The following is a 12182-nucleotide window of genomic DNA, read 5'->3' as shown; positions in this document are numbered from 1 at the left end:
GCCGAGTCGGCGGTGCCGGGACCATCCCCGCGCGTGCGGGGAGCAGCGTTCCCCCTGTGCCACACGGGGAACGTCCCAGGGACCATCCCCGCGCGTGCGGGGAGCAGTACCTCGCCCACGACGTCCGCGGCCTCTTCGAGGGACCATCCCCGCGCGTGCGGGGAGCAGCCGAACAAGGTGTTCCACGGGTCCACGTTCTGGGGACCATCCCCGCGCGTGCGGGGAGCAGAGGAGCGAGGCACACAAACGCGAGGATGCCGAGGGACCATCCCCGCGCGTGCGGGGAGCAGGGGCGGCGGCCAGGACCGCGGACACGGTGGTAGGGACCATCCCCGCGCGTGCGGGGAGCAGACCTGGATCAACCGTCACCGCCACCTCTGTCGGGGACCATCCCCGCGCGTGCGGGGAGCAGTCGTGACGGATGACCTCGAACAGGGTCGACTCGGGACCATCCCCGCGCGTGCGGGGAGCAGTCTTGCTGACCTGCGAGTCTATTGCCGCAGGGACACGATCTCAGTAACTTTCGCAGATTCCGGCCAATGGGGCATTTGTGGTAAGTGGTCTCGTAGACGGTTCTCGGTGGATCAGGGGGAAGCCGACGATCGTATGTGACGGGGGTGGCCGTTTGTCTGTAGTTGCTTCTATTGGCTTGTTTTCGTGTGAGGTGGTGGTCGGTGCCTGTATCAATCGCTCATGAGTGGTGAGGGGAGCGCTTGTGCCGGCCTGTTGGGTCGGATCGGGGGGTCCGCCCGGTCGGTGTGGGCCAAGTATGACCGCGATACCGATGGGTGGTTGCCGTTGTGGCGGCACATGGAGGATGCCGCTGCGGTGGCGGGCCTGTTGTGGGACCGGTGGCTGCCGGTAGGGGTGCGCAGGCTGGTGGCCGGGGCGTTGCCGCAGGGTGATGCGGACGCACGTGCCCTCGCTGTGTGGCTTGCCGGTGTGCATGACATCGGTAAGGCCACGCCGGCGTTCGCCTGCCAGGTGGACCAGCTTGCCGAGACGATGCGTCAGCATGGGCTGGAGATGTGCTCGGCGAGGGCGATGGGGCCGGACCGTCGGATCGCGCCGCACGGACTGGCTGGACAGGTGCTGCTGGGGGAGTGGCTGGAGGAACGGCACGGGTGGGTGCCCGCCCGGACCGGGCAGTTCACGGTTGCTGTGGGCGGGCACCACGGTGTGCCGCCCGAACACGCCCAGATCACAGCCTTGTACGAGCATGAAGAGCTGCTGCGTACTCCCGGTGCGAGCGGCCGGGTTTGGCGGCAGGTGCAGACAGAGCTGCTCGACGCCTGTGCCGAGCGTTTCGGAGTGGCACAACGGCTCGCGGCATGGCGGGCGGTGAAGCTGCCGCAGCCGGTGCAGGTGCTGCTCACCGCGCTGGTCATCGTCTCCGACTGGATCGCCAGCAACCCGGATCTTTTCCCGTACTTCCCTGATGGCGCGTCCCGCGATGACCAGGAGCGTCTCACCGCGGCCTGGCAGGGACTGGACCTGCCGGGGGTCTGGCGGGCCGCGGAATCATGCCGAAGTGCGCAGGAGTTGTTCGCTTCCCGGTTCGAACTGCCGGCGGGAGCGCGGATACGCCCGGTCCAGGAGACGGCCGTGGAACTCGCCCGGGCAATGGAGACGCCCGGTCTGTTGATCGTCGAGGCACCGATGGGGGAGGGGAAGACGGAAGCGGCGCTTGCCGTGGCTGAGATCTTCGCGGCACGTTCGGGGGCGGGAGGCGTGTTCTTCGCTCTGCCCACCATGGCGACCGGTAACGCCATGTTCCCGCGCCTTCTGGATTGGCTGGAGCGGTTGCCGGGGGTGGCCGGCTTTCGCCGTTCGGTACATCTGGCGCATTCCAAGGCCGCTCTCAACGAGGACTTCGCCGGCCTGATGGCCCGTGCCGGGCGGGTCGCGGCGGTCGGGGTGGACGAAGCGGCGTCCGCGGCGTCCGCGCCTCGGCAGCGGCACCACACGCAGCACCGCGCGGCTGCCGAACTCGTGGCGCACGCCTGGCTGCGTGGCCACAAGAAGGCCATGCTGGCCTCGTTCGTCGCGGGCACCATCGACCAGTTGCTGTTCGCCGGATTGAAGAGCAGACACCTGGCACTGCGGCACCTCGCCGTGGCGGGGAAGGTCATCGTCATCGACGAGGCCCACGCCTACGACACGTACATGAGTGTGTACCTGGACCGGGTCCTGTCCTGGTTGGGGTCCTACCGGGTCCCGGTGGTGGTGCTGTCAGCGACCCTGCCGGCTTCCCGCAGGCGGGAACTCGTCCAGGCGTACTCCGGCCGGGCCGATGCCGAGCCGGAGACGGCCGCATCGGATGTGTACCCGCTGCTGACCGCAGTGGCTCCGGGCGGCACCGCACTGTGCCGCCGCCCGCAGGCGTCAGCCCGGTCGACGGCGGTCTGCCTGGAACGCCTCGACGACGGCCCGGATTCCCTCGGCGACCGGCTGGAGCAGGAGTTGGCCGACGGCGGGTGCGCCCTGGTGATCCGGAACACGGTCAGGCGGGTGCTGGAGACGGCTCGCGCGCTACGCGACAGGTTCGGGGCCGAGAACGTGACCGTGGCCCATTCGGGCTTCGTCGACCTCGACCGGGCGGACAAGGACAGCACGCTGCTGCGCCTGTTCGGGCCACCGGAGAAGACGGATGACAGGCCCACGGGCCGGCATATCGTGGTGGCCAGCCAGGTCGCCGAACAGTCCTTGGACGTCGACTTCGACCTGCTGGTCAGCGACCTGTGCCCCGTCGACCTGCTGTTGCAGCGCATGGGACGTCTGCATCGCCATCAGCGCGGCCCGGGGCAGAAGGAGCGGCCCGGGCGGCTGCGCACGGCGCGCTGCCTGGTCACGGGAGCCGACTGGACGGCCGATGTGCCCGCCCCGGTGCGAGGCTCGGTCGCCGTATACGGGCAGTACACCCTGCTGCGATCGGCCGCAGTGCTCCTTCCCCACCTCGACGGCGGGTCCGGGCGGCCGGTGCGGCTTCCGACCGACATCAGCCCGCTCGTGCAGAGCGCGTACGGGGAGGCACCGGTCGGGCCGGACCATTGGCAGGAGGCGATGAAGAGGGCACGCGAACAGTTCGAGCGGCACCGCGACGATCAGACCGAGCGCGCCGCCGTGTTCCGGCTCGGGAGCGTCGGCAAGCCGGGACGTCCGCTGTTCGGCTGGGTCGCCGCCGGAGTCGGGGACACGGACGACACCCCTGCCGGGCGTGCCCAGGTCCGCGACAGCCGGGACAGCCTGGAAGTCGTCGTCGTCCAGCGCCGTGGCGATGGGCATCTCGTCACCCTGCCCTGGCTCAAGCCGGACAGCAAGAAGCGGCAACGAGCCGGTCTCGCACTGCCGCAGGACGCCACGCCGACGCGGTTCGCGGCCCGTACGGCCGCGAGCTGCGCCCTGCGGCTCCCCATGCAGTTCTCCGGCGAGACCATGGACCGAGCCATCCAGGAGCTGGAACAGTTGTACATGCCCAAGTGGCAGGGCAATGACAGCCCTTGGCTTTCCGACCAGCTCATTCTCGCCCTCGACGAGAATTGTCAGACCCGGCTGGCAGGATTCTCGCTCCGGTACAGCCCAAGCGACGGTCTGGAGGTGACCCGTGCTGAAGAGCCGCCGAGGTGAATTCATGGGTGAGCCATCCCGACGCGGGCGGGGAGCAGTGAAGCACCTTCATGCCCACGGAACACCGGTGGTGGACGGCGGGCGGATGTCCCGTGCGCTCAACGGCCGCCTGTTGCAGGGGTATGCGTGGACGGCCGGCATCGTCCAGCTGCTCGCCTCCGCGGCGGGCATTGTCAGACCGGTCTGACAGGCTTCTGTCCCCGCTACAGTCCCAGCCACTGTCTTGAGGTGAGCATTGCCTAAGAACAGTTCCAGCAGCGATGGCGCGCTGTCCTTCGACCTGATCCGTCAGCCGTGGATCCCGGTGCTGCACAGCGACGGTTCTCCACACGAGTTATCGCTGTCTCAGGTCTTCGCCCACGCCGCCGACCTCCAGCGCATCGTAGGCGACCTCGCCACGCAGGAATTTGCCCTGATCCGCCTCCTGTTGGCCATCGCGCACGATGCCCTGGACGGGCCGGGCAGCGCCGAGGAGTGGGCGGAGCTGTGGGAGGACCCCGACTGCTTCGCCTCCGTCCAGGCGTACTTGGCCGATCACCGCGAGCGGTTCGACCTTCTGCATCCACGCACGCCGTTTCTGCAGGCCGCCGGGCTGCGTACCGCGAAGGACGAGGTGTTCTCCCTGAACCGGATCGTGGCCGACGCGCCCGCCGGGGAGCCGTTCTTCACGTCGCGGATGCCGGACGTGGAACGGCTGTCCTTCGCCGAGGCCGCTCGATGGGTCGTGCACGTCCACGCCTACGACACCTCCGGCATCAAGACCGGCATGGTGGGCGACGACCGGGTCAAGGGCGGCAAGGTGTATCCGCTCGGCACCGGCTGGGCGGGCGGGCTCGGCGGCGTCTTCGTGGAGGGCGCGACGCTGCGCCAGACGCTGCTGCTCAACCTGGTGGCGGCGGACACCGAAGCCCTTGACCTCTCTGCCGATGACCGGCCGGCCTGGCGCCGTGAGCCGGTCGGGCCGGGATCCGACGGCCGTGCTGCGAGCGGCCCGCGCGACCTGTACACCTGGCAGTCGCGCCGGGTGCGGCTGCATCATGACGCGGACGGTGTCCACGGTGTCGTCCTCGGCTACGGCGACCCGCTCGCCTGGCGGAACATGCACCGCCGTGAGCCGATGACCGCATGGCGGCGCAGCCCTGTTCAGGAGAAGAAGCTGGGGCAGTCACCCGTGTACCTGCCCCTGGAGCACGACCCGGCCCGCTCGGCCTGGCGGGGGATCGCCGCGCTTCTGGCCGACCGGCTGGAGGAGTCCGGCGGCGCCGACGGGCCGTCGCGTCTGCGCCCGCGGATCCTTGACTGGGTCGCCCGGCTGGTGACCGAAGGGCACCTGCCCCGCCGTTTCCTGATCCGTGCCCGGGTGGCCGGGGTCAGCTACGGGACCCAGCAGTCCGTGATCGACGAGGCCGTCGACGACCGCTTGGTCATGCCGGTCGTCCTGCTCCACGGGCAGGACCCCACCTACGCCCGGCAGGCCATCTCCGCCGCCGAGGACGCCGACCGGGCGGTGCGGGCCCTGGGGGACCTCGCGGCCGACCTGGCCCGGGCGACCGGGGCCGAGCCGGAAGGTCCGAAGGCCGTAGCCCGTGCCGAGGGGTTCGACGCGCTGGACCATCCCTACCGCGGCTGGCTGTCCGACCTTGCGGAAGTCGGCGACCCGTTCGAGCACCGCCACACCTGGCAGCGTCTGGTACGGCAGACGGTGGGCCGTCTCGGGGACCGTCTCATCGCCGCCGCGGGCGACGCGGCCTGGCAGGGCCGGATCCACACCGGCGACAAGGGCGGCACCCACTGGCTGAACGCGGGCCTGGCCGACGTGCGGTTCCGGCAACGCCTGGCCAGAGCGCTCGGGGACCCCGGCTCGCCCGGCTCTGCGGGCCCCGGCGAACGCGACGCCGTCCCGGATGGCGACGGTCCGCCCCGGCCGGGGCCCGCCCGTCTGCCGGAAGCCGACCACGCCGCGACCGACCCGGAGGTGCACGCATGACCCCAGCAACACCCCTGTCCCCAGCCGCAACCGTCGCGGTCCCGGTTCACCGACGGGTCGCAGACCTTGCCGCCACGCACATCGGACCCTGGCAGCAGGGATACCTCCAGGACAGGCCGCAGGCCGTGGCGGCCCTTGCCCGCCTGCGCCGCGGCGCAGGCTGTGAGGCGGGCCAGACGCCCGACCTGTGGAGCCTGATCGACACCGACCCGCTGCACACCCGGCCCGACAACACCCGGCCCTTGAGCGAGCCGGAGCTGGTGCGCGCCGAGAATGCGCTGCACGCCGCCTGCACCCTGTGGGCATTCCACCAGCAGTCCCGCGGCACGCCCATGCACCGCCGGCACACCCGTGAACGGCCCGGTGGCCTCGGCGCGGCGGTCCGGCGCATGATGCCGGCCGACGGCACCGACGAGCCCATCCGCAAGCGTCTGGTCCGCGCGGGCACCGCCCCCGACCTCGTCGCGCTCGCCCAGCGGCTGCGCGACATCGTCGCTCTGCTGCGCCGCGACGACATCCCGCTCGACTACGCCCTCCTCGCCGGCCAGCTCTACCTCTGGCAGTGGCCCGACGGTCCCGGCACAGTCCGCCGCGCGTGGGGCCGCTCCTTCCACGAGCAGCGACAACCCCGCCCGGCCCCGGACGAGAACACCACCCCGGACAGCGAATAAGGACGCCTTGTGAACCGCATCTTCCTGGACGTGCACGCCTTGCAGACCGTCCCGCCCAGCAACCTCAACCGGGACGACACGGGCGTGCCCAAAACGGCCGTCTACGGCGGCGTCCCCCGCGCGCGCGTCTCCAGCCAGGCGTGGAAGCGGGCCATCCGCACCTATTTCAAGGACGAGCACCTCCTCGACCCCGCCGAGCTGGGCGTGCGGACCAAGAAGGTCGTGGAACTCCTGGCCGACCGGATCACCGGCCTCGACTCGTCCGTCGGGCGCGAGACGGCCCTCACTCTCGCCGACGAGCTCATCAAGGCCGCGGGCATCAAGACCGAAGTCCCCAAGCGGAAGGCCGATCAGGCGAAGAAGGACGCAGGGCCCCTCCCCGCTCCCGAAAGCAAATACCTGGTCTTCCTCAGTTCACGGCAACTCGACGGCCTGGCCCGCCACGCCCTCGAAGGTGCCGCCGACATCACGGCCTTTCTGAAGAGCAAGGAGAACAAGGCGCGCGCCAAGGAACTCGCGGACACCCGCCACTCCGTGGACATCGCCCTGTTCGGCCGCATGGTCGCCGACACCGCCGACATCAACGTCGACGCCGCCGTGCAGGTCGCGCACGCCCTCAGCGTCCACCGGGTGGATAACGAGTCCGACTACTACACCGCCGTCGACGACGAGAACAAGGACGAGGAAACCGGCGCCGGAATGATCGGCACCGTCGACTTCAACTCCGCGACCCTCTACCGCTACGCCGCCCTCGGTGTGCACCAGCTCGCCGCCAACCTCGGCCAGGGCCTGCGCGAGGACGAACCGCGCACCGAGCCGGTACGCCGCGCCGTCGAGGCGTTCGTCCATGCCTTCGTCTCCTCCCTGCCCACCGGGAAGATCAACACCTTCGGGCACCACACCCAGCCGGACGCCGTCGTCGTCAGGCTTCGCACCACGCGGCCGATCAGCTACGTCGCCGCCTTCGAGGACCCGGTCCGCAGCGAGGGCGGCGGCCACCTGCGCAAGGCAGCCGACCGGCTCGCCGCCTACGCCACCGATGTCGAGCGTGCCTACGGCGACCCCGAGACCACCCTCACCTGGGTGCTGCGCGTCGGCCCCGCCACGCACGAGCTAGCCGAGCTCGGCACCGAGACCGGCACACAGCGCGAACTCGCCGCAGCCGTCGGCCAGGCCGTCGCCGAACGCCTGGAGAGGCCCGCATGAGCCGCACGGGCGTCCTCGCTCTCCGCCTGGCAGGTCCCCTTCAGTCCTGGGGCGCCTCCTCCCGTTTCACCCGCCGCACCACCGAATCGGCCCCGACCAAGAGCGGCGTCGTCGGCCTGCTCGCCGCGGTGGCCGGTGTCGAACGCGGCGACGACACACGCCTGGCCCCCCTGGCGGCGCTCCGCTTCGGTGTCCGCGTCGACCAGCCCGGCACCCGCATCCGGGACTTCCACACCGCCCACCACGGCGTCAGCGGCGCGTCCATGCCCCTGTCCGAACGCTTCTACCTCGCCGACGCCGTCTTCGTCGCCGCACTCGAAGGCGACCACACCCTGCTCACCAGCCTGCACGATGCCCTGCGCACCCCTGCGTACCCGCCCTACCTCGGACGGCGTTCCTGCCCGCCCACCGAACCGGTCGGCCTCGGACTGCACGAGGACACCCGCCTGGAGGAGGTACTGACGTACCTGCCCTGGCAGGCATCCGCCTGGTATCGCAGAAGCCGCCCCATCCCGCAGAACCTGACGGTGCTGCGCGAGGCAGCCCCCGGCGAGCCCGTCACAGCGGCAGACGTCCTGCGCGACCAGCCGGTCAGCTTCGACGCCGCGCACCGGCGGCACACACTGCGCACTGTCGCCACTGCCCCCGTGCCCACCCCCGTTCCGGCCGGCGGTGGCCCGCAGGAGACGCACGATCCGTTCGCCGCCCTCGATGTGCTGGAGGATGACAGCGCCTGATGTTCATCACCCGCTTCCGCGTCAACACCGCGCGGCCCGGCGCCCGCCGCCTGCTGTCCTCACCTCAGGCCATGCACGCGGCCGTCATGTCGTCCTTCCCGCACATCCTGCCCTCCGACACCCCGCAGCCCGGCGCACCACGCGTGCTGTGGCGCCTGGACCAGCAAGCCCGCGCCGAGGTGCTGCTGTACATCGTCAGCCCCGACCGCCCCGACCTGACCCACCTGGTCGAGCAGGCCGGATGGCCCGCCGTTGCCGGCCCCGACAACCCCGGCTGGCAGACCCGGTCCTACGCCCCGCTCCTTGAGCGGCTGACCGCCGGTGACCGCTGGGCATTCCGCCTGACCGCGAACCCCGTACACACCATCCGCCGCAAAGAAGGCGAACCCCGCAAGGTCACCGCCCACCTCACACCCATCCACCAAATGGGATGGCTGCTCGACGAGAAACGCCAAGAACGCCTCGGCTTCCGTGTCTGCGCGAAGCCTGCCGACCGCCGGCTACTGCCCGAGGGCACCACCCACGGGGGGCGCCCCTGTCCGGGCGATCGCTTCGAACTGGCCGTACGAGACACGAAGTCGCTCGCCTTCGACAAGAACCGCAGCGCCGGCGGCCGCCGGGACAAGCCGGTCACCGTCGTCACCGTCACCTTCGAAGGACGCATGGAGATCACCGACCCTGACGCCCTGCGCCGCACCCTCACCCAGGGCGTCGGCCGCGCCCGCGCCTACGGCTGCGGCCTGCTCACCCTCGCCCCCCTCACCCATCCCACCCTGAACACGCCATGAGCACCCCCTCCCAGCGGCCGGCACTGACCCCGCGTCAGCTCACCCGCACCGACGAACGGCTCTCCTTCGTCTACCTGGAACGCTGCACCGTCCACCGCGACGCCAACGCCATCACCGCCCAGGATGCCGAAGGCACCACCCACATTCCCTCGGCGACCATCGGCACCCTCCTCCTGAGCCCCGGAACACGCGTCACCCATCAGGCCATGAGCGTGCTCGGCGAGACCGGAGCGGCAGTCTGCTGGGTCGGCGAACACGGCGTCCGCTACTACGCCTCCGGCCGGCCCCTCAGCCGTTCCTCCCACCTCATGGAGGCCCAGGCCCGGCAGTGGGCCAACCCACGCAACCGCCTCGCCGTGGCGCGAGAGATGTACCGGCTGCGTTTCCCGGACGAGGACCCGGCCGGCCTCACCAGGAACGAACTGCTCGGCCGAGAGGGACGGCGACTCAAGGACTGCTACCGAGCCCAGGCCGCCCGCACCGGCGTCCCCTGGCGGGGCCGCCGCTACATCCCCGGCGACTTCACCAGCGGCGACGCCGTCAACCAAGCCGTCACCGCCGCAGCCCAGTGCATGTACGGCATCGCCCATGCCGTCGTCACCTCCCTGGGATGTAGTCCGGCCCTCGGTTTCATCCACTCCGGCCACGAACTCTCCTTCGTCCTGGACATCGCCGACCTCTACAAGACGGAAATCGGCATCCCGCTCGCCTTCGACGTGGCCGCACAGAGCGAGGAGGACATCGGCTCCCGCACCCGGCGTGCACTGCGGGACCGGATCACCGAGACATCCTTGCTGCACCGGTGCGTCGACGACATCAAACGCCTCCTGCTGCCAGAGACGGCCACTTCCTCGGACTCCGGCGACGACCGGGACGTCGTCACACTCCAGAGCGATCACAACCACCAGGTCGCCTCCGGCGTCAATTACGACGGGCCCGACTACGGGGACGAGCTCTGGTGACCGTCATCGTCCTCACCAACTGCCCGGCCGGACTACGCGGCTTCCTCACGCGCTGGATGCTGGAGATCTCCGCCGGCGTGTTCGTAGGCAATCCCTCAGCCCGCATCCGCGATGTGCTCTGGGGCGAAATCCAGCAGTACGCGGGGCAGGGCCGCGCTCTGCTGGCCCACACCACGAACAACGAGCAGGGCTTCACCTTCCGCACCCACGACCACACCTGGCATCCGGCCGACCACGAGGGCGTCACCCTGATCCGCCGCCCCGACCCGAACGCACCCCCCGCCGGTACGGATCTCCGAAACGGACCACCTTCCAACTGGAGCCGGGCCGGCAAACGACGACGCTTCGGGAGAGGGTGATGCGCATCGCAAGGCTTTTATCCTGTATGCCGGAGTCGGGGAAAGTACTCCGAAACGGCTCCCGGTCCCAGTAGAACCGCAGGTCATTCAGCCTGCTCCCCGCACCCGCGGGGATGGTCCCTGGTCCGCATGCTGCACTCCCCGGTCGTAACCCTGCTCCCCGCACCCGCGGGGATGGTCCCCAGACTCCGAAATCCGAATCCGAAAGGGATCCCTGCTCCCCGCACCCGCGGGGATGGTCCCCGTAGAAGTCCACCAGCCGCTTCAGAGCCTGTCTGCTCCCCGCACCCGCGGGGATGGTCCTACCTGCATCTTCTTCACCACGGTCCCCGGGGTCTGCTCCCCGCACCCGCGGGGATGGTCCCGACATCACGATCCGAGACGGCACGGTCGTCTCCTGCTCCCCGCACCCGCGGGGATGGTCCCTCCGGGCCGGGAGGCCGCATTTGCCAGGAAAGCTGCTCCCCGCACCCGCGGGGATGGTCCCGCGCTCCGCCACCTTCAAGGAGTCGACGTATCCTGCTCCCCGCACCCGCGGGGATGGTCCCCGGGTCGCGTTCTCCACGAGTTCGCACACTAGCTGCTCCCCGCACCTGCGGGGATGGTCCGCCAGGTGATCGTCATATAGGGCCCTCAACGTGGTGTCTGTGGGCGTGGCGACGATGTGGTGCGGTCCTGGTTCCTGCTCGGTATCGGTCCATGCATTCGGCGATGCGCGTCGGCGCGGGAGCAGGTCGGCCGGGTCGGTCCACTCGGTGAGATCCCCGTGACTGCGTGTCACGCCATGTAGTCGTACACGCGCCCCACGTACCCGGGGAGCTCGGACAGGCCCAGTGGGACGGCCTCGGCATTCTCGACGACGAGCTCACTGTAGATGCTGCCGAAAAGGTCGACTTGCCGCAGCAGTGGCGTTACGGCTAGGCGTTGTTGGCGTGAGTTGTGTTCCGAGGGTGAAGGGCTAACGCTTTTACGGACTGAAGTCCCCCGGATAGAGCGGGCGTGAGGAGTAGGTGAATCGTCCTTGCTCTCTGCGGACCACGGGATCAGCGGGCGGGGGCTGATGCCGACGTCCTGCCCGGGGCGGTGGAGGCGGCGCGGGGGTGCTGGACGGCACGTCCGGATCTGGGGCTGCGTGACATGGCGTATGCGATGCGCCGACCTCACCGCCGTGCTGCGCAGCCGCAACGCGGCGTCATCTCAACGGGAAAGCGCAATACGGTGGATTCTCCCGCCGCAGGTGGCGAACCGCTGAGGCAGCCCACGCCGGGTCGTGGCAGCCGGAGTTCCGCTCAGACCGTTTTGCCGGGCGCACCCTCGCGCGGGGCGGCGGCCCACCGCGTCGCCAGCTCCGCGACGATCAGCAGGCCCCGGCCGGACTCCGCGTTGCCGGGTGGTTCCTCCCGGAGGGCGGAGGCACACGTTCCGGCCGGGTGTCGGTGATCTCGACGCGCAGGGCGGCGGTGGCCTCGGTGAGCCGGACGCGGAAGTCCCGTTCGGCGACGTGCCCGTGACGTACGGCGTTGGCCGGCAGTTCGGCCGTGATCAGCTTGAGCGTGTCGTTGACCCGGCCGCCGTACGGATGCCCCCACGAGTCGAGCCGCGAGCCGCTGGGAGAACAGCCTGCGGGCGAGGCGGGCGCCGCGGGGCGAGGAGGTGAACGCCATCGCGAACTCGTGGAGGGGCCGGGTGTCGGTGGAGTGCACCCGGGGGGTGGAGATTCAGGTGTTCATGTGGCCCACGCTGCCGGTGCCGTCCTAGCGTGACCATGTGCGGCGCGCGCACGAAGCGTTGCTGTAGGTGACGTGTGTGCGGGTGTAGGCGGGCAGGGCGTGTCGGTGGGCGCGG

General features: G+C 70.3%; 8 protein-coding genes and 2 CRISPR repeat arrays (1 of these 10 running past the window's edge). All 8 genes read left to right on the top strand.

All coding sequences use genetic code 11. The features are described from left to right. Nucleotides 1-473: a CRISPR direct-repeat array (repeat unit 29 nt; unit sequence GGGACCATCCCCGCGCGTGCGGGGAGCAG); it reaches 227 nt to the left of the window's first position. A 337-nt stretch (nucleotides 474-810) separates the two neighbouring features. The 8 genes from cas3 to cas2e all read left to right on the top strand — a co-directional run bounded on the left by cas3 (nucleotide 811) and on the right by cas2e (nucleotide 10337). Further along, nucleotides 811-3627 carry a CRISPR-associated helicase Cas3' gene (gene cas3, locus B086_RS0101085; RefSeq protein WP_234029229.1) on the top strand — a complete coding sequence of 939 codons (2817 nt, stop codon included), beginning with the start codon at nucleotides 811-813 and terminating at the stop codon, nucleotides 3625-3627. A 235-nt stretch (nucleotides 3628-3862) separates the two neighbouring features. After that, nucleotides 3863-5614: a type I-E CRISPR-associated protein Cse1/CasA gene (gene casA, locus B086_RS0101075; RefSeq protein ID WP_026251987.1), complete on the top strand. Its 1752-nt coding sequence runs from the start codon at nucleotides 3863-3865 to the stop codon at nucleotides 5612-5614. Further along, the gene (gene casB, locus B086_RS0101070) at nucleotides 5611-6285 is read left to right on the top strand and encodes a type I-E CRISPR-associated protein Cse2/CasB (protein ID WP_026251986.1); all 675 of its coding nucleotides are present in this window, start codon (nucleotides 5611-5613) and stop codon (nucleotides 6283-6285) included. Before casA ends, casB begins: the two co-directional genes overlap by 4 nt. 9 nt (nucleotides 6286-6294) lie before the next feature. Beyond that, nucleotides 6295-7491 carry a type I-E CRISPR-associated protein Cas7/Cse4/CasC gene (cas7e, locus tag B086_RS0101065; RefSeq protein ID WP_018564568.1) on the top strand — a complete coding sequence of 399 codons (1197 nt, stop codon included), beginning with the start codon at nucleotides 6295-6297 and terminating at the stop codon, nucleotides 7489-7491. Next, nucleotides 7488-8228 carry a type I-E CRISPR-associated protein Cas5/CasD gene (gene cas5e / locus B086_RS0101060; RefSeq protein WP_018564567.1) on the top strand — a complete coding sequence of 247 codons (741 nt, stop codon included), beginning with the start codon at nucleotides 7488-7490 and terminating at the stop codon, nucleotides 8226-8228. The genes cas7e and cas5e overlap by 4 nt, the downstream gene beginning before the upstream one ends. Continuing rightward, nucleotides 8228-9016: a type I-E CRISPR-associated protein Cas6/Cse3/CasE gene (gene cas6e, locus B086_RS0101055; RefSeq protein ID WP_018564566.1), complete on the top strand. Its 789-nt coding sequence runs from the start codon at nucleotides 8228-8230 to the stop codon at nucleotides 9014-9016. Before cas5e ends, cas6e begins: the two co-directional genes overlap by 1 nt. Further along, nucleotides 9013-9978, top strand: coding sequence for a type I-E CRISPR-associated endonuclease Cas1e (gene cas1e, locus B086_RS0101050; RefSeq protein ID WP_018564565.1), 966 nt, complete (start codon nucleotides 9013-9015; stop codon nucleotides 9976-9978). The genes cas6e and cas1e overlap by 4 nt, the downstream gene beginning before the upstream one ends. Beyond that, on the top strand, nucleotides 9975-10337 hold the full coding sequence (cas2e, locus tag B086_RS0101045; protein WP_018564564.1) for a type I-E CRISPR-associated endoribonuclease Cas2e: 363 nt from the start codon (nucleotides 9975-9977) through the stop codon (nucleotides 10335-10337). The genes cas1e and cas2e overlap by 4 nt, the downstream gene beginning before the upstream one ends. 92 nt (nucleotides 10338-10429) lie before the next feature. Continuing rightward, nucleotides 10430-10946: a CRISPR direct-repeat array (repeat unit 29 nt; unit sequence CTGCTCCCCGCACCCGCGGGGATGGTCCC). Nucleotides 10947-12182: the final 1236 nt, after the last annotated feature.

This window comes from Streptomyces sp. PsTaAH-124, assembly GCF_000373685.1.
Taxonomy (GTDB): domain Bacteria; phylum Actinomycetota; class Actinomycetes; order Streptomycetales; family Streptomycetaceae; genus Streptomyces; species Streptomyces andamanensis.
This window is presented reverse-complemented; position numbering and strand designations above follow the sequence as displayed.